The organism is Allobosea sp. 10L417, from assembly GCF_056395485.1.
The window spans coordinates 366,983-393,621 of record NZ_JBFTJP010000001.1; the positions used below are offsets into that span (position 1 = coordinate 366,983).

The 26,639-nt window shown below is 66.5% G+C and carries 25 protein-coding genes, 1 other RNA gene and 1 pseudogene; 9 read left to right on the forward strand and 18 right to left on the reverse strand.

Annotated elements, in window-relative coordinates; all coding sequences use genetic code 11:
- Positions 1-14: 14 nt before the first annotated feature.
- The 3 genes from AC1DE3_RS02010 to AC1DE3_RS02020 form a co-directional block, all read right to left on the reverse strand.
- Complete coding sequence (locus AC1DE3_RS02010; protein ID WP_476779129.1) at positions 15-698, reverse strand: glutathione S-transferase family protein; 684 nt, start codon at positions 696-698, stop codon at positions 15-17.
- The gene (locus AC1DE3_RS02015; RefSeq protein ID WP_476779128.1) at positions 695-1,405 is read right to left on the reverse strand and encodes an aspartate/glutamate racemase family protein; all 711 of its coding nucleotides are present in this window, start codon (positions 1,403-1,405) and stop codon (positions 695-697) included. Before AC1DE3_RS02015 ends, AC1DE3_RS02010 begins: the two co-directional genes overlap by 4 nt.
- A gap of 141 nt (positions 1,406-1,546) precedes the next feature.
- Positions 1,547-3,310 carry an acetolactate synthase 3 large subunit gene (locus AC1DE3_RS02020; protein ID WP_476852018.1) on the reverse strand — a complete coding sequence of 588 codons (1,764 nt, stop codon included), beginning with the start codon at positions 3,308-3,310 and terminating at the stop codon, positions 1,547-1,549.
- A gap of 324 nt (positions 3,311-3,634) precedes the next feature.
- On the opposite strand from AC1DE3_RS02020, the gene AC1DE3_RS02025 reads away from it, so the two are divergent.
- Complete coding sequence (locus AC1DE3_RS02025) at positions 3,635-5,101, forward strand: GGDEF domain-containing protein (RefSeq protein WP_476852019.1); 1,467 nt, start codon at positions 3,635-3,637, stop codon at positions 5,099-5,101.
- Here the strand turns inward: AC1DE3_RS02025 and miaA are convergent, their stop codons facing one another.
- Positions 5,102-6,043 (reverse strand): tRNA (adenosine(37)-N6)-dimethylallyltransferase MiaA, encoded by a 942-nt coding sequence (gene miaA, locus AC1DE3_RS02030; RefSeq protein ID WP_476779125.1) that lies wholly within the window; start codon positions 6,041-6,043, stop codon positions 5,102-5,104.
- Between miaA and serB the strand changes: the two genes are divergently transcribed.
- Entirely contained in the window at positions 6,042-6,929 is an 888-nt protein-coding gene (serB, locus tag AC1DE3_RS02035; protein WP_476779124.1) for a phosphoserine phosphatase SerB, read from the forward strand. The genes miaA and serB overlap by 2 nt on opposite strands.
- 76 nt (positions 6,930-7,005) lie before the next feature.
- Here the strand turns inward: serB and AC1DE3_RS02040 are convergent, their stop codons facing one another.
- From AC1DE3_RS02040 to AC1DE3_RS02085, 10 genes are all read right to left on the reverse strand, one after another.
- A complete protein-coding gene (locus AC1DE3_RS02040; protein ID WP_441513786.1) occupies positions 7,006-7,347 on the reverse strand; it encodes a DHCW motif cupin fold protein in 342 nt (113 codons plus the stop codon).
- Between the two features lie 165 nt (positions 7,348-7,512).
- A complete protein-coding gene (locus AC1DE3_RS02045) occupies positions 7,513-7,788 on the reverse strand; it encodes a hypothetical protein (protein WP_476779123.1) in 276 nt (91 codons plus the stop codon).
- Positions 7,785-8,948 carry a hypothetical protein gene (locus AC1DE3_RS02050; protein ID WP_476779122.1) on the reverse strand — a complete coding sequence of 388 codons (1,164 nt, stop codon included), beginning with the start codon at positions 8,946-8,948 and terminating at the stop codon, positions 7,785-7,787. Before AC1DE3_RS02050 ends, AC1DE3_RS02045 begins: the two co-directional genes overlap by 4 nt.
- A gap of 154 nt (positions 8,949-9,102) precedes the next feature.
- Entirely contained in the window at positions 9,103-10,620 is a 1,518-nt protein-coding gene (locus AC1DE3_RS02055) for a DegQ family serine endoprotease (protein WP_476779121.1), read from the reverse strand.
- A gap of 134 nt (positions 10,621-10,754) precedes the next feature.
- Positions 10,755-10,946: a DUF2065 domain-containing protein gene (locus AC1DE3_RS02060; RefSeq protein WP_441513790.1), complete on the reverse strand. Its 192-nt coding sequence runs from the start codon at positions 10,944-10,946 to the stop codon at positions 10,755-10,757.
- An 18-nt stretch (positions 10,947-10,964) separates the two neighbouring features.
- Positions 10,965-11,909 carry a protease modulator HflC gene (hflC, locus tag AC1DE3_RS02065; RefSeq protein ID WP_441513791.1) on the reverse strand — a complete coding sequence of 315 codons (945 nt, stop codon included), beginning with the start codon at positions 11,907-11,909 and terminating at the stop codon, positions 10,965-10,967.
- On the reverse strand, positions 11,906-13,066 hold the full coding sequence (hflK, locus tag AC1DE3_RS02070; protein ID WP_441513792.1) for an FtsH protease activity modulator HflK: 1,161 nt from the start codon (positions 13,064-13,066) through the stop codon (positions 11,906-11,908). Before hflK ends, hflC begins: the two co-directional genes overlap by 4 nt.
- 152 nt (positions 13,067-13,218) lie before the next feature.
- The gene (locus AC1DE3_RS02075) at positions 13,219-13,734 is read right to left on the reverse strand and encodes a dihydrofolate reductase (protein ID WP_476779120.1); all 516 of its coding nucleotides are present in this window, start codon (positions 13,732-13,734) and stop codon (positions 13,219-13,221) included.
- A gap of 3 nt (positions 13,735-13,737) precedes the next feature.
- On the reverse strand, positions 13,738-14,220 hold the full coding sequence (locus AC1DE3_RS02080) for a GNAT family N-acetyltransferase (protein WP_441513794.1): 483 nt from the start codon (positions 14,218-14,220) through the stop codon (positions 13,738-13,740).
- Complete coding sequence (locus tag AC1DE3_RS02085) at positions 14,217-15,026, reverse strand: thymidylate synthase (RefSeq protein WP_476779118.1); 810 nt, start codon at positions 15,024-15,026, stop codon at positions 14,217-14,219. The genes AC1DE3_RS02080 and AC1DE3_RS02085 overlap by 4 nt, the downstream gene beginning before the upstream one ends.
- Before the next feature lie 349 nt (positions 15,027-15,375).
- Between AC1DE3_RS02085 and AC1DE3_RS02090 the strand changes: the two genes are divergently transcribed.
- From AC1DE3_RS02090 to AC1DE3_RS02115, 6 genes and pseudogenes are all read left to right on the forward strand, one after another.
- Positions 15,376-15,633, forward strand: a complete 258-nt coding sequence (locus AC1DE3_RS02090; RefSeq protein ID WP_476779117.1) for a hypothetical protein — start codon at positions 15,376-15,378, stop codon at positions 15,631-15,633.
- A 38-nt stretch (positions 15,634-15,671) separates the two neighbouring features.
- Positions 15,672-16,027, forward strand: a transfer-messenger RNA (tmRNA) gene (ssrA, locus tag AC1DE3_RS02095).
- Positions 16,028-16,083: 56 nt separating this feature from the next.
- Positions 16,084-16,659, forward strand: coding sequence for an SspB family protein (locus tag AC1DE3_RS02100; protein WP_476779116.1), 576 nt, complete (start codon positions 16,084-16,086; stop codon positions 16,657-16,659).
- A gap of 10 nt (positions 16,660-16,669) precedes the next feature.
- Entirely contained in the window at positions 16,670-18,064 is a 1,395-nt protein-coding gene (gene fumC / locus AC1DE3_RS02105) for a class II fumarate hydratase (protein ID WP_476779115.1), read from the forward strand.
- 13 nt (positions 18,065-18,077) lie between these two features.
- Positions 18,078-18,251, forward strand: a pseudogene (locus AC1DE3_RS02110) (DUF4169 family protein); the annotation flags it as partial.
- 125 nt (positions 18,252-18,376) lie between these two features.
- Positions 18,377-18,619, forward strand: a complete 243-nt coding sequence (locus AC1DE3_RS02115) for a ribbon-helix-helix domain-containing protein (RefSeq protein WP_476779114.1) — start codon at positions 18,377-18,379, stop codon at positions 18,617-18,619.
- Positions 18,620-18,677: 58 nt separating this feature from the next.
- Here AC1DE3_RS02115 and AC1DE3_RS02120 read toward each other — a convergent pair whose 3' ends face one another.
- Together AC1DE3_RS02120 and AC1DE3_RS02125 are read right to left on the reverse strand one after the other, a co-directional pair.
- On the reverse strand, positions 18,678-22,259 hold the full coding sequence (locus AC1DE3_RS02120; RefSeq protein WP_476852020.1) for an AsmA family protein: 3,582 nt from the start codon (positions 22,257-22,259) through the stop codon (positions 18,678-18,680).
- Between the two features lie 136 nt (positions 22,260-22,395).
- Positions 22,396-23,835: an FAD-binding oxidoreductase gene (locus AC1DE3_RS02125; protein ID WP_476779112.1), complete on the reverse strand. Its 1,440-nt coding sequence runs from the start codon at positions 23,833-23,835 to the stop codon at positions 22,396-22,398.
- Between the two features lie 204 nt (positions 23,836-24,039).
- On the opposite strand from AC1DE3_RS02125, the gene AC1DE3_RS02130 reads away from it, so the two are divergent.
- Entirely contained in the window at positions 24,040-24,606 is a 567-nt protein-coding gene (locus AC1DE3_RS02130; RefSeq protein ID WP_476779111.1) for a thioesterase family protein, read from the forward strand.
- A 94-nt stretch (positions 24,607-24,700) separates the two neighbouring features.
- On the opposite strand, the gene AC1DE3_RS02135 is transcribed toward AC1DE3_RS02130, so the two are convergent.
- Together AC1DE3_RS02135 and AC1DE3_RS02140 are read right to left on the reverse strand one after the other, a co-directional pair.
- Positions 24,701-25,372, reverse strand: a complete 672-nt coding sequence (locus tag AC1DE3_RS02135; RefSeq protein ID WP_476852021.1) for a class I SAM-dependent methyltransferase — start codon at positions 25,370-25,372, stop codon at positions 24,701-24,703.
- Positions 25,369-26,634: a BtaA family protein gene (locus tag AC1DE3_RS02140; RefSeq protein WP_476852022.1), complete on the reverse strand. Its 1,266-nt coding sequence runs from the start codon at positions 26,632-26,634 to the stop codon at positions 25,369-25,371. The genes AC1DE3_RS02135 and AC1DE3_RS02140 overlap by 4 nt, the downstream gene beginning before the upstream one ends.
- Positions 26,635-26,639: the final 5 nt, after the last annotated feature.

Here is a 26,639-nt window from a genome sequence, read left to right on the forward strand (position 1 = left end):
GCTGAGAGGAAGGCTCAGGATTGGCGGAGATCGACGAGGGCGGGTTCGTCCACCTCGTCCTGCTCGACGATCCAGGGCTCGTCGAGCGCAGCGGCAAGCCATTCACGATAGGCCGGTAGCGCGAGCACCGCCCGCATATAGTCCTGCGAGGCCGGATCGACGGCGATGGCGTAGGTGTCGAGGCGGGTGACGACCGGAGCGTACATCGCATCCGCCGCCGAGAACGCGCCATAGAGGAACGGGCCTTCTCCGCCGAAGCGCTCGCGCGCCTGCCGCCACAGCGCGGTGATGCGCTCGACGTCGCGGGCAACGCCCGGCCCGAGGTCGCGGGCCGGGAAGCGCTTGCCGAGATTCATCGGGCAGGCACCGCGCAGCGCCGTGAAGCCGGCATGCATCTCGCTCGAGATGGCGCGCGCATGAGCGCGGGCTTTCGGTTCGCGCGGCCAGATCCCGGCCTCAGGATGCCTGTCGTGCAGATATTCGCATATGGCCAGCGTCTCCCAGACGGCGACATCGCCATCGACCAGCGTCGGCACGGTGCCGCCGCTGCCGCGAGCCTCAGCGAAGATCGCTTCCTTGAAGCCGGGCTCGTCGAGCGGGATCAGCTTTTCGGTGAAGGCTATCCCCTTGGCGCGCATCAGCAGCCAGGCTCTCAGGGACCATGACGAATAGCATTTGTTGCCGATCAGCAGCTTCATGCGGCCACGCTCTCGGCTTCGCCGACGAAATCAAGCGCCGCCGCGACATGCAGCGCGGTGGTGTCGAAAACCGGAACCGGAAAATCCGCCTGCGAGACCAGGAGCGTGATCTCGGTGCAGCCGAGGATCACGCCGTCGGCGCCCTCCTCTCGCACCGCCCGCTCGACGATGGCACGATAGCGCTCGCGCGAGGCCGCCTCGACACGGCCGCGGCACAGCTCTTCATAGATGATGCGGTGAACCTCGTCGCGTTCCTGCGGCTGCGGCACCAGCGACTCGACACCGAAAGCCTTCAGCCGGTCGCGATAGAAGTTCTGCTCCATGGTGAAGCGCGTCGCCAGCAGCAGCGGCTGGCGGGACGGTGTGGCGCGGATCGCCCGCGCCGTCACATCCGCCAGATGCAGGAAGGGCAGCTTGGTCGCGCCCGTGATCCGGTCGGCCACCTTATGCATGGTGTTGGTGCAGAGCACGAGGCAGGAGGCGCCGGCGCGTTCCAGCCGGCGCGCGCTCTCGGCCAGCGCCGCGCCCGCAGCTGCCCAATCGCCCTGCGCCTGCATCTCGGCGATGCCAGCGAAATCGACCGAATGCAGCAATACGTCGGCCGAGTGCAGCCCGCCAGCGCGCGCCCGCACGCCCTCGTTGAGCAGCCGGTAGTAGACCGCGGTCGACTCCCAGCTCATCCCGCCGATCAGACCGATGGTGGCCATGGTGTTTTCCTTCTCGGACCGCTGCCGTCATTCTCGGGCGAAGCAGGGCTTCGACCCGAAAACCTCCTGACGGAAGGGCGCCGGCCGGCGCCTCGCTCCGCCTGAGATGCTCGGGTCAAGCCCGAGCATGACGATGCTTCGTCAAACGAGCTGCTTGCCCTTGGCGTCGATGATCTGGCCGGTATCGCCTTCGAAATCGGGCAGGATCATCTCGTTATGCGCCTTGCCCGACGGGATCATCGGGAAGCAGTTCTCTTCCTTGGCGACGTGGCAGTCGAAGATCACCGGGCCGGGCGTCTCGATCATCTCCATGATCGCGGCGTCGAGCTTTGCGGGATCGTCGCAGCGGATGCCGTGGCCGCCATAGGCCTCGGCGAGCTTCACGAAGTCCGGCAGGGACTGCGAATAGCTCTCCGAATAGCGCCCGCCATGCAGCAGCTCCTGCCACTGGCGCACCATGCCCATATACTCGTTGTTGAGGATGAAGATCTTGACCGGCAGCCGGTACTGCACCGCGGTCGACATCTCCTGCATGTTCATCAGGATCGAGGCCTCTCCCGCGACATCGATGACCAGCGCCTTGGGATGCTTCATCTGCACGCCGATCGCCGCCGGCAGGCCGTAGCCCATCGTGCCAAGCCCGCCCGAAGTCATCCAGCGGTTCGGCTCCTGGAAATGCAGATACTGCGCCGCCCACATCTGGTGCTGGCCGACCTCGGTCGTGATGTAGGTGTCGCGATCCTTGGTCAGCGCATGGAGCCGCTCCAGCGCGTATTGCGGCTTGATGATCGTATCGGACTGCTTGTAGGCGAGGCTTTTGCGGCCGCGCCAGCCTTCGATCTGCGTCCACCAGGTGGCGAGCGCCGTCTTGTCGATCTGCGGGCTGCTCTCGCGCCAGATCCGGACCATGTCTTCGAGGACATGGGCGCAATCGCCGACGATGCCGATATCGGCCTTGACCGTCTTGTTGATCGAGGACGGGTCGATGTCGATATGGATCTTCTTCGAGCGCGGCGAGAAGCCGTCGATCCGCCCGGTGATGCGGTCGTCGAAGCGCGCGCCGATATTGATCATGACGTCGCAATCATGCATCGCCAGATTGGCCTCGTAGGTGCCGTGCATGCCGAGCATCCCGAGCCACTGCTTGTCCGCCGCCGGGAAAGCGCCGAGCCCCATCAGCGTCGAGGTGACCGGATAGCCTGTCAGCCGCGCCAGCTCGCGCAGCAGCGCCGAAGCGTGCGGCCCGGAATTGATCACGCCGCCGCCCGTATAGAAGACCGGCTTCTTCGCGCCGGCGATCAGTTCGACCGCCGCCTTGATCTTGGCGAGGTCGCCCTTGACCACCGGGCGGTAGGTCTTGTGCTGGTTGTCGCGCGGGCGGCTATAGGTGCCGGTCGCGAACTGGATGTCCTTCGGGATGTCGATGACGACCGGGCCCGGGCGGCCGTTCGCCGCGACATAGAAGGCCTCGTGCAGCACCCGCGGCAGATCGTGGATGCTCTTCACCAGATAATTGTGCTTGGTGCAGGAGCGGGTGATGCCGACGGTATCGCATTCCTGGAAGGCGTCGGAGCCGATCAGATGCGTCGGAACCTGGCCGGTAATGACGACGAGCGGGATCGAGTCGAGCAGCGCATCGGTCAGGCCGGTGACGGCGTTGGTCGCGCCGGGGCCGGAGGTGACGAGCACGCAGCCCACCTTGCCAGGGCCGGAGCGGGCATAGCCCTCGGCGGCATGGACCGCGCCCTGCTCGTGCCGGACGAGGACATGCTTGACCTTGTCCTGCTGGAAGATGGCGTCGTAGATCGGGAGTACGGCGCCGCCGGGATAACCGAACAGGTGCTCGACACCCTGGTCCTGAAGCGCGCGGACGACCATCTCGGCGCCGGTCATCATCTCGCTCATTACGCTCTCCTGAGGCTGATCTTCTGGTCTGGGAATTCAGGCAATAAAAAAGGCCCTCGGAGGGGCCTGGGCGTGCGCTGGCGTCGGGGACGCCCGGTTGTGAAACCGGCCCCTACCAGCGCACCTCTACGATAATAAGCTTGCGCATCGCGCTCATGGTCCTTGGCAGAAGTTGCGCGAACGCTAGCGGAGAGCGCCCTCTCGGTCAAGCGTCAACAACATGGTTACCGGCGGGTCTGCGGCACTCGCGAAAATCCGGTGACGCTACGGAACGATTTCTCAATCCGTCCTTCGTAGTATCCGCGCGCTCAAACCGGGACGGACATGTACTACGAAGTCCACAGCGAGAACATCGCGGCGCGCAGCCATGCGCCGCAGATCGCCAAGATCCTGCGCCGCTTCGCGTTGCATGAGCGCGAGGGCGCCCCGGTCGCCTATGAGGAGTTCGCGGCGGAAATCCTGCCCCTTTTCGGCGAAGATCTGATGATCCTCGAGCCCGCGGGAGACGGCGACTATCGCTGGCTGCATTTCGGGCGCGAGATCGTGCGCTATTCCGGCGCCACCCGCCTAGGGCAGTGCGTCTCGGGCATGCGCCCGCAGGTCGCGCGCTTTACTATCGACAGCCTTGACCAGGCTCTGGCCGAAGACCGGCCGCTCTACACCGTGCATCGCTCGAGTAGTACGGTGCGCGTCGCGCTCTGGGAGCGACTGTTGCTGCCGACGATCGCCCGGGACGGTCGCCGCTTCGTGCTCGCCTTCGGGCGGCCGCTGCAGTTCCGCGAGGATTTGCTCAACGCCGTGCTCGACACCTCACCGAGCGGCATTGTGGCGCTGCGCGCGATCCGGGACGACCTTGGCGGCATCGAGCAAGCTGTCGTTGTCACCGCCAATCGCCGCGCGGCCGAGCTCAGCGGGCGCCCCGACACCGATCTCCTCGACACCGACGGGCGCGAGAGCCTGCCCTTCCTCTCCGACCCGTCGATCTGGCAACGCTGCGTCTACGCGGTTGAGCTCCAGCGCGCCGATACGCTGGAGACGTCCTTCACGCAGCAGGGCAAGACGCTCTGGCTGCGCATCGCCATCGCCCCGCTGGGGGACGGCCTGCTGCTGACCCTCACCGACATCACCGACCTCACCGTCGCCAACCAGACGCTGCAACTGCGCGCCGCCACGCTCGCGCTGGAGATCGGCCGCGAACGGGCGACGCGGCGGGCGCTGTCCGAGGAGATCGGCCAGCGCGAGGAGCGCGAGCGCGAGCTCAGACGCCTGGCCGAAACCGATCCGCTCACGGCGCTGCTCAACCGCCGCTCCTTCACCGAGAAGGCCAACGCGGCCATCGCGGCGAGCGAGATGGACGGGTCCGAGATGTCGCTGATCATCGTCGACCTCGATCATTTCAAGCTGGTCAACGACAGCTACGGCCATCCGGCTGGCGATGCCGTGATCCGCGCCTTCGCCGATCTTCTGCTCGGGCAGTTTCGCAACGAGCGCAATCTCGTCGGGCGTTTCGGCGGCGAGGAGTTCGGCATCCTGCTGAGGGATTGCAACCTATCGGCCGCGGCTTCGAGTGCGCGCCAGATTCAGGATGCTCTGCTGAACCGCTCCATGCCGGTTTCCGAGACCCTGGCACTGCACGTCACGGCAAGCCTCGGCATCGCCTCGCTTCACGCCGGCGAAGGGCTCGCCTCGCTGACCGCGCGGGCGGATCAGGCGCTCTACCGCGCCAAGAACGAAGGCCGCAATCGCCTCGGCCTCGCCGCGCCGCCTGATGCCGTGGCGGCCGCCGCCTGATCAGCTAGCGAGAGCTTCCAGGGCAACGTCGAGCGCCTCGTCCGGCACGACCGCGCGCCACCCCGCCATCTGATGCCGGAACCATGTCACCTGCCGCTTGGCATAGGCGCGCGTATCAGCCTGCCCACGCCGGATCGCCTCGTCCAGCGTGATCTCGCCGTCGAGATGGGCGATCAGCCCGGGCACGCCATGGGCGCGCATGATCGGTAGCAGCGGATCGAGCCCGCGCCCTTTCAGCCGCTCGACCTCGTCGAGCGCGCCGGCCGCGATCATCGTCTCGAAACGCCGGTCGATCTGCTGGCGCACGGCTTCGCGCTCGGGATGGAGGAAAAGCCGCAGCAGCCCCTCCTCGCCGAGCGGTCCTTGCTCTCGCCCGCCCTGGAAGCTTGCCAGCGAGCGCCCGGTCGCGCGGAAGATTTCGAGCGCCCGCATGATCCGCATGCGGTCGGTCGGCCGTAATCGCTCCCCCATCAGCGGATCGCAGGCCGCCAGCTCGGCATGGAGCGCCGCCGTATCGAGTCCATCGGCATGGGCGCGAAAGGCGGTCCGCACACTCTCGGGAACCGCCGGCATGGCCGAGAACCCCTCGGTCACCGCCTTGAAATAGAGGCCGGTGCCGCCGACCAGGATCGGCAGCGAGCGCTGCCTCTGCAAATCCGCCAGCAGCGTCGCCAGATCCTCGGCATAGCGCATCGCCGAATAATTCACGGCGCCGTCGACATGGCCGTAAAGACGGTGCGGCGCCATGGCTTCCTCCGCCTCGCTCGGCCGGGCGGTCAGGATCCGCAGATCGCCATAGACCTGCATGGAATCGGCGTTGACGACGGTTCCCCCGGTGCGGCGCGCGATCTCGATCGCCAGCGCGGACTTGCCGCTGGCGGTCGGACCTGCGATGAGCACCGCCCTGAGCTGTCTTTCCGCCTGTCCCACCGGTCCTCGCATGCTTGTCGCCACACTCGTATCCGCCCACGGCCAGGCGCTGGTCGGCGATGCGCTTCTCGCCCGCCTCACCCGCACCGTTCCGGGAGTGGTCCGCACCGCTGCGCTCGACCCCATGATCGCCGCCGATCTCTTCGCGGAAGCTGCCGATGCGCGCAAGCTCGAAGCTGATATCCGTACGGCGCTGGAGGGCGCTGCGATCGACGTCATCGTCCAGCCGGCCGCGGCGCGCCGCAAGGCACTGTTCCTCGCCGATATGGATTCGACCATGATCGGGCAGGAATGCATCGACGAGCTCGCGGCCGTCGTCGGCCTCAAGGAGCATGTCGCGGCGATCACCGAACGGGCGATGCGCGGCGAGATCGAGTTCGAGCCCGCGCTGCGAGAGCGCGTCGCGCTGCTCAAGGGCGTGCCGCTCTCGGTCGTCGACGAGATCATCCGCGACCGCATCACCCTGACGCCCGGCGGACGAGAACTCGTCCATACCATGCGCGCCAACGGCGCCTATGCCGCACTCGTCTCGGGCGGCTTCACGGTATTCACCGGCCCGATCAGCGCGACGATCGGCTTCGACGAGCATCGCTCCAACACGCTGCTGGCCGATGACGGCATCCTGCGCGGCGAGGTCGCAGATCCCATCCTCGGCAAGCAGGCCAAGCTCGATGCCCTCATCGAGCTGCGTGCACGGTTCGGACTGTCAACGGAAGCGACGCTGGCCGTCGGCGACGGCGCCAATGACCTGGCCATGCTCGGTGAAGCCGGGCTGGGTGCAGCCTTCCGCGCCAAGCCGGCCGTCGCCGCGGCCGCCGACGCCAGGCTCGACCACGCCGACCTCACCGCCCTGCTCTACGCCCAGGGCTATACCGGAAGCGAGATCGTCCGGGTCTGAGCCAGGAGCGGCAAGCGCGTCCCTTCCCGGGTGAAGCGAAGCAAAGACCCGGGCTGCTTCTCCCCGAAAAGCCTGCTCAGTCGACGATGAAGAGCTTCGCCCCGGTCGTTGTCGCCGAGCGATGGGCTTCGGCGCCGTCGGCGACCTGATAGCTCATGCCGGCTTTGAGCGGCATCACGCGCCCATCCGCGAGCGTGGTCTCCATCTCGCCCTCCAGGCACAGGATGATGTGGCCCTTGGAGCACCAGTGATCGGCGACATAGCCGGGCGAGTACTCGACCATGCGGACGCGGATGCGGTTCTCCTCCGGTCCGAAATACTGGACGCGCCAGATCGCTTCGCCGCTGTCGCCGGCATGGTGCTCAGGCGGGATCGTCGACCAGTCGGTGGTGACGAAGGGGATTTCGCTGATCTTCATCTGGCCTCTCCCGGCGCACCCGGATTTCCGGGGCCGCGTCGCGAAGCTCTAGCCATGTTCCGACATGCCGCGCCAGCGCGCTTCCCTCGCCGCCGGTCTGCAATCACGGCATGAACAGCGCAGCCAGGGCCACGCTCGCAGCCGCGATCCACCTCGGCCTCACGATTATGGAATGCCACCCTTGCCGAGCGAGGGGACACGGAATGTGCTTCGATCGAGCGGAGATAGGCCCTGAACGGTCAGCCCCTTGTCGGCTGCGATCCCCGGCTGCTGTTGCGTGCGCGTGCCGCTATTGGGCGCCGCCGGGACAAGTTTCGACGATGACAGCACGCATTCCGGATAGGGCTCGCAGGGCCGTGGGGTAGCCGGCTTGTCCTCCGCGATGGCCATCGAGCCGGCAGAGATCGTCAACAACGCGATGGACACAAGGCGTATCATCATCTCCGTCCCTCCCCGGGTATTGACGGCACGATTGATGTCGAAACGGCCCTGAAGCCGAACACCACCGGCCGCTCCAGAAGCTGCTTGAGGGCGACCTCGTTGCTATCGGCCCGGCTGTAAGTTCCCCCTGGCGCACCGCCCAGCAGCGCCGAGACGCGATCCTCCAGGCCTTTGATACGCGCTTCGCTCGGGGGTGTAGCTCCGGCTCCCGCCGGCTCGGCCTCGGCAGTCGAAGTCGCCGCGCGGGCGGCTGCGCTGAGCGCGAAGTCACGGCTCCTGCGATGCTCGATCTCGCGGGTCATGAAGACGCGGTTGACCAACCTGAGCTGAATCTTGGCCGTGTAGGCTCCATCCTTCGTGGCGAGAACGCGTTCGTTGACGGCGAACGCCATGACACGCCGAAGAAAATCGTCTCTGCAATAGAGCTGCGTCGCAGGATCCTTGCACCAGATATCGAGACGGGCCGCCGCAGTCCCTGCAGAAACGCCATATGTCTCCGACACCGGGATCTTGATTTCTTCAGTGTCGTTGCGACCGCTGGAGAGGCCGAAATTCAAGCCGACATTATCGATAAGGCTCGAAGACTTGACCGCTTTGTTGATCGTAATGCCCGGAAACAGCGCCAGAGACAGCTTGATTTTATCACCGACGTCTCCGGCATCGATCTCGTAGTTGCTTTGCTTTCTGATCTTCTTGCCGCTCTCCAGCTCGGCTGTCGCGCTGAATGTCGGTCGCTTCAGATTTGCCTCCCGCTTCAGGTCTTCGCGGAGGCTAATATGTGCAATTCTGACCGCCTTGCCTAAAATCGCCTGGCTTTCATCGACATCTTCGATCACGGCCCAGACATCGCCGACATGGAGATCTTCCTCCGGCGGAAAGACCGGAATGATCCCCAGCTTGGCGATACTGTTGTTCCACGAAGCGGCGATCGACTCGGCAGTAATCGGCTCTTCCGCTCGAAAACTCAGATACTGCCAGATGACGATGACGCCCGCGAACAGGCCGATGCCCATGAGGTTCACCGGCGTGGAGGCGAGCCTCTTGATGCGGTCCCAGATGGCGACCTTGTCCAGAAATGCTTTGGCTGCGTTTACCCTGCCGCCGGACGGCGGCTCCGGCGACGGCGCTGGATTTTCTGCCGGTGGCTGCTGATCGGACATGCGCCGCATCCAGGCTGCGTAAAACAACCTATGGATGAATAATACAACCCATCGATCTGTCAACCAGCCTTGTGTCAACAAAAAAGGAGCCCCGTGAAGGGCTCCTTTCGAGATGGTCGATCGCAGCGCCGGCCAAGATTGCCGACGCGGAATCTCAGTTCATCGAGACGGCGACGAAGCGGACCTCACCCTGCCCGTTCGAGACCAGCAGAAGGGCCGACTTCTTGCCCTCCTTCTTCAGCGCGTCGAGCCGCTTGGTCACGTCCTGCGGAGCGTTCACCGGCTCCTGACCGACCTCGACGATCAGCTCGCCGACGAGGATGCGCTTGTCGGCGGCATTCGAGTTGGCGTCCACCTTGGTGATGAGCACACCCTTGAGGCCGTCCTTGATCGAGTAGCGCTTCCGCAGCTCGTCGGTCTGCGCCGAGAGCTCCAGGCCGAGCGCGCTCGTCACCGCGGGCTTCGGCGCCTCGGCGGCCGGCTTGTTCGCCGACGCCACCTGGACCTTCTCGCCATCCTCGAGGCGGCCGAGCTTGACCGTCTTGACCTCTTCCTTGCCCTTGCGGATCACCGTGATCGGCACATCCTTTCCGACCGGCGTCGCCGCGACGATGCGCGGCAGATCGCGCGAATCCTTCACGTCCTTGCCATCGAACTTGACGATGACGTCGCCGGTCTCGATCCCGGCGGGCTTGGCTGGGCCCTTGTCGTCGACGCCGGCGACGAGCGCGCCGCGCGCCGTGCCCAGGCCGAGGGCTTCGGCGGTGGCGTCATCGACAGTCTGGATGCGCACGCCAAGCCAGCCGCGCCGCGTCTCGCCGAACTCCTTGAGCTGATCGACGACGTTGGTCGCCAGCGTCGAGGGCACCGCGAAACCGATACCGACCGAACCGCCGGTCGGCGACAGGATCGCCGTGTTGATGCCGATCACCTCGCCCGCCATGTTGAACAGCGGGCCGCCCGAGTTGCCCTTGTTGATGGCCGCGTCGGTCTGGATATAGGTGTCGTACGGCCCCTGGCTGATGTCGCGGTTGCGGGCGGACACGATGCCCGAGGAGACCGAGCCGCCGAGGCCGAACGGGTTGCCGATCGCCATCACCGGATCGCCGATCCGCATCTTGTCGGAATCGCCGAACTTGACGGCCGGCAGCGGCTTGTCGTGCTTCACGCGGAGCACGGCGAGGTCGACCTTGGTATCCTTGCCGATGACCTCGGCCTTGAGCCTGAGTCCGTCGTTGAAGATCACCGTGATCTCGTTGGCATCACCGATGACGTGGTTGTTGGTGACGACGATGCCGGACGGATCGACCACGAAACCGGAACCGGCCGATTGCGAGCGGCGCTGCTGCGGCGCCTGGCGCTCGCCCTGCTGGTTGCGGCGGTTGAAGAATTCCTCGAACAGGTCGCCAAAGGGTGTGTCCGGACCGAGCTGCGGCAGCTGCGGCAGGTTGCGGCCCTTCTGGTCGTTGGTGGTCACCGCCGAGATGTTGACCACTGCCGGCATGACCTTGTCGACGAGATCGGCAAGGGAAGTTTGCCCTTGCAGCAGCGGAGTGTTGGCCTGCGCGTGCCCCGGCGTCAGAACCGGCGACGCCAACAACGCCAGGCCAGCGACGCCGGCAGCAAGAGCGATGCGGGCGGACCGGACTGCGGGAACGGATTTCGATGCCATATGAATCCTCATGTCGGAAAGATGCGGGCCGATCGATCCAGGCAGGCGCGCCCGTTGATTGAACTCCAAAATGCGGCGGAAGGGCGACGCACGATCATGTCATTGAACACGATCATGTGCCCTGCACCCTCATTCTACCAGCTACCGCGCGCGAACCATACCAGGAACACGCCCAGCACCGCCGAGCCGAGGCCGATGACCCGCATCCGGTCCGGCGGGGTTTCCGCCGCGCTCCGGAGGGCATCCTTCGCCAGATGCGGGATCGCGGCGAAAAGGATGCCCTCGATAGCGAAGACCAGGCCGAGCGCCGCGATGAAATCAAGCATTCGCGTCGCTCGCCATGATCAGGGCCGGGCCGTCGCGGGCGCGGCAGGTGCAGCAGGCGTCGCGGAGGCTCCGGCCTGACTATCCTGACGCTGCGCGTTCGGTCCGTTGAAGTAACGGAAGAACGGCGAATCCGGCGTCAGCACCATCCGGGTATCTCCAGGCTTGATGCTGGCTTCATAGGCCTGCATCGAGCGGTAGAAGGAGAAGAACTCCGGATCCTTGCCGAAGACTTCGGCGAAGACCTTGTTGCGTTCGGCCTCGCCCTCGCCCCGGATCACGTCCGAGTTCTGTTGAGCCTCGGCGACGATGACGGTGGCGTCCCGGTCGGCCCGCGCCTTGATCTCCTGCGACTGCTGGCCGCCGAGCGCGCGGGCTTCCGCGGCCTCGCGCTGACGTTCCGTCTGCATCCGCTGGAACACCGCCGCAGAGTTTGCCGCCGGCAGGTCGACACGCCGCAGCCGGACATCGACCACCGTCATGCCGAAGCGCGCGGCTTCACGGTTCACGTCGTCGCGGATGCGGTTCATCAGCCGCGAGCGCTCGGTCCGCACCACGGCGGTGAAGGTCGCCTCCGCCAGCACCGAGCGGACATTGCCGTTCACGATCGAAGCGAGCTGCGAGTTCGCACGGGGGATGTTGTTGACCGCCTGGTAGAAGCGCAGCGGATCGGAGATGCGATAGCGCGAGAAGGCATCCACCACGAGACGCTTCTGGTCCGAGGCGATGATTTCCTGCGCCGGCAGGTCGAGATCGAGGATGCGATTATCGAGCAGCGTCACCGTCTCGATCGGCGCGAACCACTTGAAGTAGAGGCCGGGCGCGGTCTTGACGGCGCGGACGGCGCCGAGACGGAGCACGATAGCCGACTGCGTCTGCGAGACCACGAAGGTGCAGGCATAAAGCACGACGGCGACGGCGGCGACGACGACCAGCAGGGCCGCGCGAAGGAAGGAGCCGTTCATCGGTTGGCCCCTCCCTGCAGACGGGAGCCCTGGACCTGTCGGCCCGCATTGAGCTGGTCGAGCGGCAGGTAGGGCACCACGCCCTGGCCGCCGGCGGGGTTGTCGAGGATGATCTTGTCAGTCCCGCCCATCACGCGTTCCATCGTCTCCAGGAAGAGCCGCTCGCGCGTCACCCCCGGAGCATTCTTGTACTGTTCGTAGACCGCGTTGAAACGGCTGGCCTGGCCGCGCGCTTCCGCCACGGTCTGCTCCTTGAAGGCCTCGGCCGACTGCACGAGCTGGGCAGCGCGGCCGCGCGCCTCAGGCACCACGCGGTTGGCGTAGGTCTGCGCCTCGTTGCGCAGGCGTTCCTGGTCGGCGCGCGCCGCCTGGACGTCGCGGAAGGCGTCGATGACCTGCTGCGGCGGGTCGACCTTCTGGAGCTGGACGAGGCGAATCTGCACGCCGGCATTGTAGCTGTTGAGCGTCTCCTGCATCAGCTGGCGCACCTCGGTCTCGATCGCACCGCGATCGGTGGTCAGCACCGGCTGAATGTTGCGGCGGCCGATGATCTCGCGCATCGCGCTCTCGGCCACGGCCTTCACCGTGCCCGGCGGATCCTGGATGTTGAAGACGTAGTTCTCGGGCGCGGCCGGATCGATCTGCCATTGCACGATGAAATCGATGTCGACGATGTTCTCATCGCCGGTGAGCATCAGGCTTTCCTCGATCACGTCGGTCTGGCGCGAGGTGCGCACCGATTCGACCGTGCGGAAGCCGACCTCGGTCGTGATGACGTTCGTCACCTGCGGCTTGATCACGCTGCCGATCGGATAGGGCCAGTTCCAGTTGGCGCCCTCGCCCGTCTTGCCGACGAAGCGTCCGAACACGACGTTGAGGCCGACCTCGTTGGGCCGCACGAAATATACGCCGGATCCGAGCCAGATCAGCACAAGCAACAGAAGACCGAGCACGAGCCCGCGCCCGCCGATATTGCCGCCCGGTATCAGGTTCTTCAGCCGATCCTGGCTACGCCGCAGGATTTCCTCGAGATCGGGCGGATTGCCGTTGCCTCCGCCTGAGCCGCCCCCCCATGGGCCGCCGCCACCGCTACCTCCGCGCTGGCCCCAGGGTCCACCCCCGCCGCTGCCACCGCCGCTCTGATTGCTCCAAGGCATCCCCGAGCCGATCCCTTCCGTTCTGTCGGCCGAGCCATAGGCGAATAGCGGCCGCTTGTCAGCGTCTTCGGCTGAAGACGCTGGGCTGAGTTGGTCATGGGCCACGGATTCGTCAACGGCGCAAGCCATTCATCGTGAATGGAAAGCGGCGATCAGCCGCGCCTGCGGTAGGTGACGAAGGTATAAGGATACTCGTTGTCGGCATCGACGTGGTGACGTTCCTTTGCTCCCGCGTCGAAGGCGCCAGGCTCCCAATCCGGGAAAAGCGCGTCGCCCGCCGGCTTGGCATGGACGAGCGTCAGCTCCAGCCGATCCGCGAAGGGCAGTGCCTGCCGATAGACCTCGGCGCCACCGGCGACCGTGACGGAATCCGCATCGCTCGCCGCGGCCACCGCCTGCCCCATCGCCAGCGCCTCGTCGAGCGAATGCGCGACTCTGACGCCATCGGGCGCGAAGCCCTCATCGCGGGTCAACACGATGATCTCGCGCCCCGGGAGGGGCTTGCCGATGGATAGGAAGGTCTTGCGCCCCATCAGCACGGGGCGACCCATCGTCAGGCTGCGAAACCGCTGCAGATCTCGCTTGAGCCGCCAGATCAGGCGATTGTCGTCGCCGATCACGCCATTGTCGGCGACGGCCGCGATCAGCACGATCGGGCGCTTCTCCATGCTTCAATCCTCCGCGCCCAATCTCCTGAGCGCCTCGCCCTCCAGCCGCTTCACCGTCCACTCGTCCTGCGCCTTGGCGCCGATCGAACGGTAGAAAACGCGCGACGGCTCGTTCCAGTTCAGCACCCACCAGGCGAGGCGAGGCAGATCTTCCGCGACGCAGCGACGCGCCAAGCCCGCGATCAATCCCTTACCGATGCCGCGCCCGCGCTGGTCCGGCCGAACGTAGAGGTCTTCCAGCCAGATGCCGTGGCGGCCGGCGAAGGTAGAATAGGTATAGAACCAGACGGCGAAGCCGACCGGCTCGCCATTCCATTCGGCGATGTCGCAGAAGACCTTCGGATTCGCGCCGAACAGCGCCTCAGCGATCTCCGCCTCGGTCGCGACCACCTCGTGGAGCAATTTCTCGTATTCGGCCAGTTCCTTGATGAAGGCGAGCACGAGCCCGGCCTCGCCGGGGCGGACGGAGCGAATGTTGAGAGTCATACTGCGATCGGCGCCTTGATGGAGGGGTGGGGGTCGTAGTCCGAGATCGCGACGTCCCCGAACTGGAAATCCTCCAGCCGCGTCACGGCCGGATTGAGCGAGAGCTTCGGCAGCGCGCGCGGCTCGCGCGAAAGCTGCAGCCGGGCCTGATCGAGATGATTCACATAGAGGTGAGTATCGCCGAAGGAATGGACGAACTCGCCGACGCCCAGCCCGGTCACCTGCGCTACCATATGGGTCAGCAGCGCATAGCTCGCGACGTTGAACGGCACGCCCAGGAAGACGTCGGCCGAGCGCTGGTAGAGCTGGCAGGACAGCTTGCCGCGCCCGTCTTCGGAAGGCTGGACGAAGAACTGGAACAGGCAATGGCAGGGCGCCAGCGCCATCTTCGGAATGTCGGCGGGGTTCCAGGCCGAGACGATGAGGCGGCGCGAATCCGGATTGCGGCGGATCTCGTTCACCACCCAGGCCATCTGGTCGATCACCTGCCCGTCCGGGGCCGCCCAGGAACGCCATTGCCTGCCGTAGACCGGCCCGAGATCGCCATTCGCATCGGCCCACTCGTCCCAGATCGTAACGCCGTTCTCCTGCAGGTAGCGCACATTGGTGTCGCCGCGCAGGAACCAGATCAGCTCATGGATGATCGATTTCAGATGCAGCTTCTTGGTCGTGACCAGCGGAAACCCCTCCGACAGGTCGAAACGCATCTGATGGCCGAAGACGGCGAGCGTGCCGGTGCCGGTGCGGTCGTCCTTGCGGACGCCCTCGGTCAGAACACGTTGAAGCAGGTCATGGTACTGGCGCATGGCGACTCTCTGGAGGCACAGGAACATAGCGGCTCTGGCGCGCCTTGGCCCCCCTCGCCGCGGCAGACATCCCCAGCCTTTGCACGCACTCCTGCCAGCCGACGGCCGGAACTATGGCGCAAACCAGTCGTCGCCTGTTCCGCGCCTCAGGAGGCAGGCATTTCCACGTACGGCATAGCCATGCTGTCGCGCAGACCACTCCTCCGCGCGGCCCCCGCCTCGGCCTCCTGCAATGGCGGGCCGAGGCGGGCGAGGACTCACGCCATTGCGACCACCTGTGAATACCCGCATCCGCAAACCCGCCTCAATCCGGGTCGCTCATCGCAGCCTGATTCGTGGGGATACGTTGATGTGGATGAAGACCACCGGAGCCGGCTTGCTGATCGCGCTCGCGCTCAATGGTTTTGCACTGCCGGCCGCCCATGCCTGTGAAGCGGAAATCACCGTTTCGGAGAGCGAGGCCCGGAACATCGCCTGGAACGCCGGCCTCGTCCATGTCGAGGAGATCACCCGGGGTGACGACCGCTGGGAGATTGCCGGCCGCGACGCCAACGACGACGAGATGATCCTCGACATCGACATTAGAAATGGTCGCATTCTCGATTGAGGCGCGAATGCTGCATTACCTGTCGAAATCGGCTCAGCACTCTTTCCCCGCGCCGTTGCAGCGCCTATATTCGTGAGTGCCACTCGCAAGAGCGGCTATGGCGATAAACGGATTTCGGAATAAGCCTTTCGGACCCGGGGGCGGTACCCGGCGCCTCCACCAAAGCCCTGATCTTTCAGGGTTTTGGCGGGGGCGAAATAGGATCGACGAGGGTGTAAAAGTTGTCCTTTTGCTCGGCATGGTTCCGCCGTTATCGGGCCAAAGCATAGTTGCCAACGACAACAATGCTCGGGTTGCTGTCGCCGCGTAAGCGGTGCTGGTTCCCAAACCAAAGCCCTTGCGTTTAGCCGCGTAAGGCGGGGCCCGGAGGCGCCTGGCAACAGAAGCCTCCACTTTCATTCTGGCCTGCCGGCTGTTCCCGCCGGAGCAGCAAGCGGAAAAACATACCCTATGTCCAAAGATGTTCTTCGTTACGATCTGATGGTGCAGGAAGCGCTGAAGGGCGTCGTCCGCAAGATCCTGACGGAGGCTGCGCGGGACGGGCTGCCGGGCGAGCATCATTTCTACGTCACCTTTCGGACGGGAGCGCCCGGTGTGCGTTTGTCGCAGCGCCTGCGCGAGAAGCACCCCGACGAGATGACGATCGTCCTTCAGCATCAGTTCTGGGACCTCAGCGTCAGCGACCACGCCTTCGAGGTCGGCCTGTCATTCTCCGGCGTGCCGGAGCGGCTTCTCATCCCATTCGATGCAATAACGACCTTCTTCGACCCCTCCGTGCAGTTCGGCCTGAAGTTCGAGACGCAGGGGGATCCGGAGGAAAGTGGCGCACCGCAGTCCGAGTCGGTTGTGGCCCCCGCGCCCGTTCCCACCAAGTCCATGCCCGCCGGTGTACCAGCGCTGAAGACGCGAGCGTCGGCGGCAGAGGACACGGACAAGAGCAGCGATGCACCGGCCAACGAAACCGAAGACGACGGCAAGAGCGGTGCCGAAGTCGTGAGCCTCGATTCCTTCCGCAAGAAGACCTGACGGACCTTCCATGACCGAGACGCGCACCGAAACCGATTCCTTCGGCCCCATCGCTGTGCCCGCGGACCGGTATTGGGGCGCACAGACGCAGCGCTCTCTGGAGAATTTCCGGATCGGCGGCGAGCGCGAGCGCATGCCGCTGCCGCTGGTTCATGCCCTCGTGCTGGTCAAGAAGGCGGCCGCTCACGTCAACTCTCGGCTCGGCCTGCTCGACCAGCGCGTTGCCGGCGCCATCGGCCAGGCGGCCGACGAAGCGCTCGCCGGGAAATTCGACGGGCATTTTCCGCTGGTGATCTGGCAAACCGGCTCGGGCACCCAGTCCAACATGAATGCCAATGAGGTGCTGGCGAACCGCGCGAACGAACTGCTCGGTGCCGGTCTCGGCGCCAAGAGCCCGGTCCACCCCAACGACCACGTCAATCGCGGCCAGTCCTCGAACGATTCCTTCCCGACCGCGATGCATATTGCGGCTGTCCTCGAGATCACCCGCAAGCTGCTCCCGGCCCTGCGCAATCTCGAAAAGGCGCTCAACGCCAAGGCCGATGCCTTCAAGCATCTCGTCAAGATCGGCCGTACCCATCTGCAGGACGCCACGCCCGTCACGCTCGGCCAGGAATTCTCCGGCTATGCGATGCAAATCCATCTCGGCATCGGCCGGATCGAGGCTGCGCTCGGCGGGCTCTATGCGCTGGCGCAGGGCGGCACGGCCGTCGGAACCGGCATCAACACCCATCCCGATTTCGCCGTGCTCTTCGCCAAGGAGGTCGCGACGCTGACCGGCCTGCCCTTCCGCACGGCCGAGAACAAATTCGAGGCTCTGGCGAGCCACGGCGCGCTCGCCGCCGCCCATGGCGCGCTGGCGGCGCTCGCGTCCGACCTGTTCAAGATCGCCAACGACATCCGCCTGATGGGCTCGGGCCCGCGTTCGGGCCTCGGCGAAATCAGCCTGCCGGAGAACGAGCCGGGATCCTCGATCATGCCCGGCAAAGTCAACCCGACCCAGGCCGAGGCGCTGACCATGGTCGCCACCCAGGTCCACGGCAACCAGGCGACGATCGGCTTCGCCGCGAGCCAGGGCCATTTCGAGCTCAACGTCTTCAAGCCGGTGATCGCTGCCGCCTTCCTGCAGTCGGTCCGTCTGCTGGCCGATGCGGCCGAGAGCTTCCGCGTCAATTGCGTCGAGGGCATCGAGGCCAATGAGGCGCAGCTGAAGGAGCTGCTGTCGCGCTCGCTCATGCTGGTGACGGCGCTCGCCCCGGCGATCGGCTACGACAAGGCCGCGAACATCGCCAAGTCCGCGCATCACAACGGCACGACGCTGCGCGAGGAAGCGCTCAAGGCCGGTGTCGACGCCGATCTCTTCGATAAGACGGTCAAGCCCGAGCAGATGCTCGGCCCGCGCTGACGGAGCCGCAACGATGGCCGAGATCATCAACCTCCGCCGCGCCCGCAAGCAGAAAGAGCGCGCGGAGGCGGATAAGACGGCCGAGCAGAACCGCATCAGCTTCGGCCGGACCAAGGCCGAGCGCATCCTCACCAACGCCGAGCGCGACAAGGCCGCCCGCCACATCGACGGGCACAGGCTCACGAGAGCATTTTCCAGCGAAGCGGAGGCCGGTTCGCGTGAAGAAAATGCGATAAAGCAAAGGGCTAGGGAACTTCAGCGCTTCGGAGAAACGCGGAAGTCCTCCCGCGACGACAGGGACCCGGAGCCGGCATGAGCGCGGAGCGCAAGCGCTCTCTCAGCATCGCCGGCCACCGCACCAGCATCTCGCTGGAAGACGAATTCTGGGAAGCGCTGAAGGAGATCGCTGCGCTACAAGGCCAGCCGGTTTCCGCCCTCGTCGTCGAAGTCGATTCGAGCCGGGGGGACCTCAACCTGTCATCGGCCCTGCGGCTTCACGCGCTCGCTCATTACCGGCAGCTCGCCGCCGGGCAGCGAACCGATGCAGAACCGTAATCATTTCAGCCGCCGGAAACGAACCCCGGAATAACCCGGGCGGGTTTGAAGCACGGCTTCAATTGCGCGGTTGTGCGCCCGGCAGAATCTGGAGAGGCGGCGCCGGCTGCTGAACCGCGCCTTCAGGAGAGCTGGAACGGGGCGCCCCCGGGAGGACGAGCGGTCCCGGTTGTGACAGTGACTGTGGCTGTGTCGGCGGCGGAGCCGATTGCATGGCTGCCCGCTCCGCCGCGGCTCGGGCGCGCTCCTCCAGCTCCGCCCGTCGGCGCGCCTCCTGCTCCGTCCGCGCCTGCTCCGCGCGGCGCAGTTCCTCGGCGCGCTTCTCCTCGGCTAGCCTGCGCTGCTCCTCGGCACGTCGCACCTCCTCCTGCCGCTTTTCCTCGGCGAGGCGGGCCTCTTCCTGCGCCTTCATGAACTCGTTGAGCTTGCGCTCGTTCTCGCGCATCTCGCGCTCCGCCCTCAGCCGCCGCGCATGCATCGCCCGCTCGCGCGCATCAGCCTCGAAGGCTTCGACGCGCTCGATCTCGCGCGCCAGAGCCCGCGCCGCCACCGTGTTCGAGAGGGCGCTGACATCGCTCTCCCGCCGCAGATTGGAGAGCGGTCCGCGCCAGGCGATCCCGATCTGCGGGGCATCTCCGGGCCAGCCCTTCGGCAGCGCCCCGACTGGCTTGAGACCGAGCCTGAGATCGGCATTGAGCGCACGCAGATCGACGACCCCGCTTGCCTCCGCCCGCAAGCCGTTGCGCTCGAAGCTCAAGGGCTGCAGCCGGATGAGGCCGCCTGCGAGCGTGAAGGGCAAGGTGATGTCACCAAGCGCCCAGGCATCGCGATCCAGCGCTTCCGCGAGCCGGTCCTGCAGGCGCGAGGCATCGCTTTCGGAGGCATCCTCGCCGGTATTGGCGATGATACGGGCGTAGGCGCCGGGATCGAAACGGGCGAGGCGAGCGCCGGTAAGCGACAGGTTCCCGGCCCCGCTGAGGCCAGCGATCAGGCGCGCCGGCGTCTCGCCCGATCCGCCGAACTCGACCTGCCCCGAAGCCTTGCCGCCGATAGCGCCCTTGGTCAGTTCGACGACGTCGATCGCCGTCAGGGCCAACCGTCCGTTGAGCTGAGCGAGCCCCCCGTCGCGACGCAGGCCGAGCCGACCGGCGACCTGCCCCCCGCCGAACGCTCCCTTGATATCCTCGACCCGCAACCCGTCCTGATCGGACCGCAAAGCGAAGCTCGCATTGCGGATCGTCGCACCGTCGAGAACCGCGAGCGAACCGGCCTCGACCGCAATGTCGAACTCCGGCAGCTCGCCGACGCGCCCGAACCGTGCCGTCGACCAGATCGACCCGGGCGCCGCCGGCGCCGGGCCCAGCGCCGTCGCGACCAGTTGGCGCAAATCCGCCGCAGGGATCGCGAAACGTCCGCTGTAGCGTCCCTCGCGCGGCAAGATGAGCGAGCCGCCGGCAGCGATGCCGCCGAGATTGGCTGCGATGCCGTCGAGCTGGACCGCCTCGCCCGTCAGCCGCAGTCGCGCATGGGCATCGAGAACGCCGTCGGGCAGCAGCCGCGCCGGCCCCTCCGCCAGAATCTGGGCCGGTCCTTCGGCCTGCAGCGAGACCTGCGCCGCGCCGGCGCCATCCTCGACGACGATGGACAGACCCGGCCCGGCCAGCGAGCCGACCACGCGCCCCTTGTCGATGTCGAGCGTCAGCCGGCCGGCGCCGCCCTGCACCGGCGCGGGCAGGCCAAGCGCCGTGAAGGCTTGGCGCCGGTCGGCAAGGTCGAAACCCAAACTGGCGCTGTTCCAGTTTCCGGCGCGGTCGAGCAGGCCCTTGATCGTCAGCTTCCCGGCCGCCGCATTGCCCTCGGCCGAGAGCGCGGTCTCGCCCGAAGCCGCCCGCGTCAGGCGGAAGCTGCTGTCGAGCCTCGCCAGCCCGTCGCTTGCCCGCGTCAACGCCTGCATCGCCGCCTCCGGCAGCAGCGGCCCGGCCAAAGCCGTCAGGGTCTCGATGCGCGGCGCGCGGACCCGCCYCGAAATCTCTCCGCCCTCGGCCAGCAGCGACCCGGCTCCGGTAACGTTGACGCCGCCGAAACCGTTGACCGAGAGGCGGCTCAGCCGCCAGACATCGCCCTCGCGGCGGATATCGAGGCTGGCCGAGCCTGGCGGAGCATTGCGGTAGCGCGCATTGGCGAGTGTCAGATCCAGCGCGATGTCAGGCTGCCGGAACAAGCCGCCGAGGCTCGTTCCCGGCGGCAAGGTATCGAGCGCTAGCCCGCTCACCGTGGCCTTGGCCGCGAGCCTGTTCGATCCGGCCTCGCCCGACGCGTCGAGCCGCACGCCGGACGATCCCGCAACCAGCAGCCGCTGGAACGCGATCCGCCCCGGCGCCCAGGAGCCGACCGCATCGGCATCGATGCGTCCGAGCCCCGCGATAAAATCGGCCATGGTCGGGTCGAGTCCGGCGCGGGCCAGCACCAGCGCAACGCGCCGCGCATCATCCGCCTTGAGATTGATGCGGCCCGTCGCTCCCTCCGAGCCCAGACCGCCGCTTGCCCCGATGAGCGCGCCGGCGACGCGAACCGAAGCCGAAGCATCGTTCAGCCCGCCATCATGCAGCCGGCCGCGGAGCGCCAATGTCGAAAAATCCTCGCCCCGCCAGATCACCTGGTCGAGGTCGAGACCGATGTCGAGAGTGCCCGGCAGACCGCTCAGCGCCCGCTCGAAGCCCTGGCGCTCCGCCAGCGCCGCGACCAGTGCATCGGCATCGAGCCGGCGCGCCCGCAACGCCAGAGAGCCGGCTCCGGTTCCCGGCAGATATTGCCCCTCCCCCTCCAGCCTCGCCGCACCGCCGGCGAGGTCGAGCGTGAGACCCGCAAGCTCGAGTTGGCGACCACCGCCCTTCACCTTGCCCGACAGCGAGACCGCCCCGCCCGGCGACAGGCCGAAGGCGCCGTCGAGCTCGACGGCGATCCGCCCTGGCGCCGCCGGCAGGATCAGGGAGCCGTCGAAATTGAGCTGCAGATCCTCTCCGGTGAGGAAGGCCTTGGCGCGCAGCCGGCCGCCCTCCTCGAGCTCGCCGGTCGTCACGCGCAGGGACGTGCCCGCCACCTCGCCTTCGAAACGCCAGGGCCCGGCGAAGCTGACGGCAGAAACCTCCGCGGCGATTGGCGTCAACATGACCGCCGGCTTGCCCGGCTCTCGCCAGATCAGGGCCGAGCGGCTGATCCGCAGCCTGTCGAGGCTCGCTTCGGCCGGCAGGCCCTTGCCAGTGCGCTCCGGCAGGCGGATCGCGCCGGTCTCGTCGAGGGAAAGCGTGACCGTGGCCCCGTCGATCTCGGCTTCCGAGAACCGGAACTCCCCGCGCGCCATGGCGGCGAGCGCCAGCTCGACCGTCGCATGTTCGACCGTCGCCGCGCTGGCGGTGCCGTCGCCGCTGCCGATCCGCACATTTTCGAGGGATATGCGCGGCGAGGGCAGCAGGCGCAGGCCGATCGCCCCGCCGATCTGCGTCTCCACGCCCAGCGCTTCGCTCAGCCTGGCCTCGATCTGCGGACGATAGGCGCGCCAATCGACGAAGCCGGGGCCAATCAGGGCCGCCAGCAGCGCCAATACCAGCAGGCCGGCCAGAACTGTCAGGCTTTCACGCAACGTCCGCTTTCTGTCCCTGTCGCCATGGTGTAGCGGCACCGGTCCAAAACCGGCGTCCGCCCGCGATCATGCCGGCAAGTCGCGGCAGGATCGCGACATTTCGCGAAGGGCGCCCGCAGCGCAAGCCGCGCCGATGTCACAGGACGACGATTTTTCCGGGATTGAGGATGTTCTGCGGATCGAGCCCACGCTTCAGCGTCCGCATTACCGCGAGTGCCTCCGCCCCGTGCTCCTGCTCGAGATACTTCATCTTCTTCTGGCCGACACCGTGTTCACCCGTGCAGGTTCCGCCCATGGCCAGCGCACGCTTCACCAGCCGGTCGATGAAGGTCTGGGCCCGCTCGACCTCGGCCTTGTCGTTAAGATCGACCAGCGGTTGCGTGTGGAAATTGCCGTCGCCGACATGGCCCGCGATCGGCGCGATCAGCCCGGAGGCCTCGATGTCGCGCTTGGTCTCCTCGACGCATTCGGCCAGCTGCGAGATCGGCACGCAGACATCGGTCGCGACCGAGTCGAAGCCGGGCCGCAGCGCCTTCGCCGCCCAATAGGCGTCATGGCGCGCCTGCCAGAGCTTGGAGCGGTCCTCCGCCTTGGTCGCCCATTCGAAGGGCCCGCCGCCATATTCCGCCGCGATCTCGCCGAAGCGCTGGGACTGCTCGGCAACGCCCGCTTCCGTTCCGTGGAACTCGACGAAGAGCATCGTCGTCTCCGGCAGGCCGAGCTTGGCATGCAGGTTGACGCCGCGGATCATCACGTCGTCGAGCAGCTCGATGCGCGCCACCGGCAAGCCGGTCTGGATGGTCAGGATCGTCGCATCGCAGGCGGCCTTCACCGAGGGGAAGGGGCAGACGCCGGCGGCGATCGCCTCGGGGATGCCATGCAGCTTTAGCGTGACCTCGGTGATGATGCCGAGCGTGCCTTCCGAGCCGACGAGCAGGCGGGTGAGATCGTAGCCGGCCGAGGTCTTGCGGGCGCGCGTCGAGGTCTTGACGATCGAGCCATCGGCCATCACCGCCTTCAGCGCCAGCACATTGTCCTTCATCGTGCCGTAGCGGACCGCATTGGTGCCGGAAGCGCGCGTCGCGGCCATGCCGCCGATCGAGGCATCGGCGCCCGGATCGATCGGGAACATCAGGCCCTGGTCGCGCAGATGCTCGTTGAGCTCCTTGCGGGTGACGCCGGCCTCGACCACCACGTCGAGATCCTCGGCGTGCACGGCGATGATGCGCTTCATCTGCGACATGTCGATGCAGACGCCACCGAAGGGCGCGTTGACATGCCCCTCCAGCGAGGTGCCGGTGCCGAAGGCAATGACCGGCACGCCATGCGCCGCGCAGAGCTTCACGATCTCGGAAACCTCTTCCGTGTTTTGCGGGAAAATCACCGCATCCGGCGGCTGATTGGGTATCCAGGTCAGGGTATGGCCGTGCTGCTGGCGCACCGCGAGGCTGATGACGAGCCGGTTTCCGAAGCGCGCGGCCAGCGCCTGGGTCACGGCTGCAATGGCATCGGGCGATGGCGGCAGCACTGCGGCGGAGGCAGGGCTGTCATGAGGGGCGGCAGCGGGCAGGCTCATTGTCAAGATCCGATTTTGGCGCTTAGACTTGGAACAGATCGGTTTCGCAATTGGTTACGGTCCGACATCATCCTGACCATCGTGGCCGGGGCGAGGTGCTGACGCTGATTGCGAACGATGCATACTAGATCATGGGACGACGAAATGGGCAGCCGCAATAATGCGACGGGCCCTTGAACGAGGCGCCTGACAGGGAGGGCGATCATGGCACACGATACACGCGCTCCGGCGCTCTTCTTCTCGCCCTTCGTCTCTTCGGCGATGCGGGTCGAGCCGCAATGGATCGACTACAACGGCCATCTCAACATGGCCTACTATCATGTCCTGTTCGACCGTGCGGTGGACGAAGTCTTCTCTCTTGTCGGCCTGACGCGGGACTATGTCGAGACACGCCACGCCTCGACCTTCACCGCGGAATGCCACATCCTCTACAAGCGTGAGCTGACCGATGGCGACCTCGTCCGCGTCACCGCCCAGCTCATCAGCTTCGACGACAAGCGCCTGCACTACTATCTCGAGATGCGCCACGCCCATGAAGGCTGGCTCGCCGCGACCAGCGAGAACCTGTCGCTGCACGTCGACATGGTCCATCGCAGGGTCACGCCCTTCCCTGCCGACATCCTCGCGAATCTTGCTTTGATGAAGGCAGCCCACAGCATGATGCCGCCGCCGGCTACGATCGGTCGCATCATCGGCATGCCGAAGAAGTCGGCGATCCGCGTCGATGAGGCGAAGGAAGTGCGCGAGCCCGAGGTCGAGACGCGGCACTGAGACTATTTTGCCGTCATGGTCGGGCTTGGCCCGACCATCTCTGAAACCAGCGCCTTCTTGTCAGGAGGTGCTCGGGTCAAGCCCGAGCATGACGCTAAGCTCCGCGCCTTCCCACCACCGCATGCATCGCATAGCCACGATACGGCGCGCCGAGCCGGCAGTCGGCCCCCGCCGCTTCCGCTAGCGCCCGCACCGTCTCCGGCAGATCCTCGCGTGGCGTGACATGGAACAGGGCGAGCCAGCGCAGCAGCACGGCCTTGAAGCTCGCCGGCAGCCCGCTCTGATCGCCGAAATCGACGATATGCAAAGAGCCGCCCATGTTGAGGCGGCGCAGCGCCTCCGCGACGACACCCTGCCAGGGCGGGATCATCGACAGCGCATAGGAGATCACGATCCGGTCGAAGCCCTGAAGGCCGAACAGTGCCTGCGGGTCGAAGCCGGTGGCATCAGCCTCGGCTAGCTGGATCCGATCGTCCAGCTCCGCCCGCGCCACCGCAGTGCGCGCCGTCGCCAGCATCTCGCTGGAGACGTCGAGCCCGTAGCAGGCGCTGGACGGGTAGCGCCGCGCGATCTGGATGAGGTTGCGCCCGGTGCCGCAGCCGATCTCCAGGACGGTGGCGCCGGGAGGCGGCTGCAACCCATCGATCAGCTGGTCACGGCCGAGCAGATAGAACTTCCGGCTGGCGTCGTAGATGTGCCGCTGACGCCGATAGATCCGGTCCATCAACCCGGCGGGCGAGCCGCCCGGCGCCTCGGCGGCGCTCACCGGACCTGCCCCTTCAGCACATAGAGGTGGAAGCCGCCATAGATCGCCGAGCGGTCCTGCCGGCAGAGATCGCGGCTGCGCTCCTCCTCGTAATGCCACTGGTCGAGGATCGCAGCGGGTATCCGGCCGGGCAGCAGCCGCTCGTCGGCCGCCGTGCGGAAGATCACCCGCGCGCCCGGCCGGGCGGCGCGCGTGATCTGCGACCACAGCGCCGTCAGATCGGCGTCGTTCATCCAATCCTGCGCATCGAGCAGCACATAGGCATCGCAACTCTCGGCCGGCTGCTGCTCCAGCAAGGCGGTGACCGCGCTCTGGTGATAGGAGACGTTCGCAGCGCGCTCCTTCACCGCCGCGAAATATTGCGGCTGCAGATAGGGCGGAAACGCCGCGTCGGCCCCCTCGCCATAGCGTCGGCCGAAAGCCTGCTGGGCGAAGTAGTTGTCCTTCAGATCGAAATCGCAGGCCAGACGCTCCAGCCGCAGCTTCAGCGCGCCGAGAATGCCCTCCTCGCCATCGGCCGCCAGCGCCTTGTACTGCGCCGGCGGGATGCCGAGCCCATAGAGCGAGGCCGGCTGGCGCACCAGCCACCGCACCAGCTTGCGCTCGAACACCGGCGCGAGATGCTGCTCGTAGAGCGCCCGCTGTTCGGCTAGGTCACGCGCTGCCAGCATCGTCAGCGGATTGCCGCCCAGCGCCCGCGCCAGCACATGGCCCGTGCCGATGAAGCGGCCGAGCAGGCCGTAGCGATAGAAGCCCTTGGCGAAGAGGTTGATCCGGCGCCGTCCATTGAGGCCCCGCCCCTCCCAGTAGCCGCGCGAGACGGCGTCGAGATGATCAGCGATCTCGCGATCGTAGACGCCGACATTCTCGCGCGCATTTGCCTGGCCGAAGAAGCGCAGGAAGTCCTCCTGCCGCTCCAACCGCGCCAGAGCCGCGAGCTTCAGCCGGCCGAGCGCGATATGCGCGGCGTTGAGATCGACAGCGCTGACACGGATCGGCGCGGCCGTGAGATAGGAAAGGATGTTGCAGGAGCCCGACGCGATCGCCACGACATGGTCCTCGGCCTTGAGCTGCAGCGCCGCCATGTCGACCACCGGGTCTTCCCAGATCTGCGGATAGACCAGTCCGGAGAAGGCGCGGGCGAACAGCCATTCCAGCATGCCCGCTTTGGACAGCGTCTTGCTGCGCCGGACGGCCAGTCCCAGGCCCGAGCTCGTCATGCGGCGGGCCGCGCGCGCCGTTTGCGTCGCCTGTTGCGTCACCGGTT

Coding starts and splice junctions, on each gene's coding strand:
- AC1DE3_RS02075 (WP_476779120.1), bottom strand. CDS start 13,734: ATGGAGAAGCGCCCGATCGTGCTGATCGCGGCCGTCGCCGACAATGGC.
- AC1DE3_RS02015 (WP_476779128.1), bottom strand. CDS start 1,405: ATGGCCACCATCGGTCTGATCGGCGGGATGAGCTGGGAGTCGACCGCG.
- AC1DE3_RS02125 (WP_476779112.1), bottom strand. CDS start 23,835: ATGAGCCTGCCCGCTGCCGCCCCTCATGACAGCCCTGCCTCCGCCGCA.
- AC1DE3_RS02060 (WP_441513790.1), bottom strand. CDS start 10,946: ATGCTTGATTTCATCGCGGCGCTCGGCCTGGTCTTCGCTATCGAGGGC.
- hflK (WP_441513792.1), bottom strand. CDS start 13,066: ATGCCTTGGAGCAATCAGAGCGGCGGTGGCAGCGGCGGGGGTGGACCC.
- AC1DE3_RS02025 (WP_476852019.1), top strand. CDS start 3,635: ATGTACTACGAAGTCCACAGCGAGAACATCGCGGCGCGCAGCCATGCG.
- AC1DE3_RS02100 (WP_476779116.1), top strand. CDS start 16,084: ATGTCCAAAGATGTTCTTCGTTACGATCTGATGGTGCAGGAAGCGCTG.
- miaA (WP_476779125.1), bottom strand. CDS start 6,043: ATGCGAGGACCGGTGGGACAGGCGGAAAGACAGCTCAGGGCGGTGCTC.
- AC1DE3_RS02130 (WP_476779111.1), top strand. CDS start 24,040: ATGGCACACGATACACGCGCTCCGGCGCTCTTCTTCTCGCCCTTCGTC.
- AC1DE3_RS02080 (WP_441513794.1), bottom strand. CDS start 14,220: ATGACTCTCAACATTCGCTCCGTCCGCCCCGGCGAGGCCGGGCTCGTG.
- serB (WP_476779124.1), top strand. CDS start 6,042: ATGCTTGTCGCCACACTCGTATCCGCCCACGGCCAGGCGCTGGTCGGC.
- AC1DE3_RS02115 (WP_476779114.1), top strand. CDS start 18,377: ATGAGCGCGGAGCGCAAGCGCTCTCTCAGCATCGCCGGCCACCGCACC.
- AC1DE3_RS02090 (WP_476779117.1), top strand. CDS start 15,376: ATGTGGATGAAGACCACCGGAGCCGGCTTGCTGATCGCGCTCGCGCTC.
- fumC (WP_476779115.1), top strand. CDS start 16,670: ATGACCGAGACGCGCACCGAAACCGATTCCTTCGGCCCCATCGCTGTG.
- AC1DE3_RS02085 (WP_476779118.1), bottom strand. CDS start 15,026: ATGCGCCAGTACCATGACCTGCTTCAACGTGTTCTGACCGAGGGCGTC.
- AC1DE3_RS02055 (WP_476779121.1), bottom strand. CDS start 10,620: ATGGCATCGAAATCCGTTCCCGCAGTCCGGTCCGCCCGCATCGCTCTT.
- AC1DE3_RS02050 (WP_476779122.1), bottom strand. CDS start 8,948: ATGTCCGATCAGCAGCCACCGGCAGAAAATCCAGCGCCGTCGCCGGAG.
- hflC (WP_441513791.1), bottom strand. CDS start 11,909: ATGAACGGCTCCTTCCTTCGCGCGGCCCTGCTGGTCGTCGTCGCCGCC.
- AC1DE3_RS02045 (WP_476779123.1), bottom strand. CDS start 7,788: ATGATGATACGCCTTGTGTCCATCGCGTTGTTGACGATCTCTGCCGGC.
- AC1DE3_RS02020 (WP_476852018.1), bottom strand. CDS start 3,310: ATGAGCGAGATGATGACCGGCGCCGAGATGGTCGTCCGCGCGCTTCAG.
- AC1DE3_RS02010 (WP_476779129.1), bottom strand. CDS start 698: ATGAAGCTGCTGATCGGCAACAAATGCTATTCGTCATGGTCCCTGAGA.
- AC1DE3_RS02040 (WP_441513786.1), bottom strand. CDS start 7,347: ATGAAGATCAGCGAAATCCCCTTCGTCACCACCGACTGGTCGACGATC.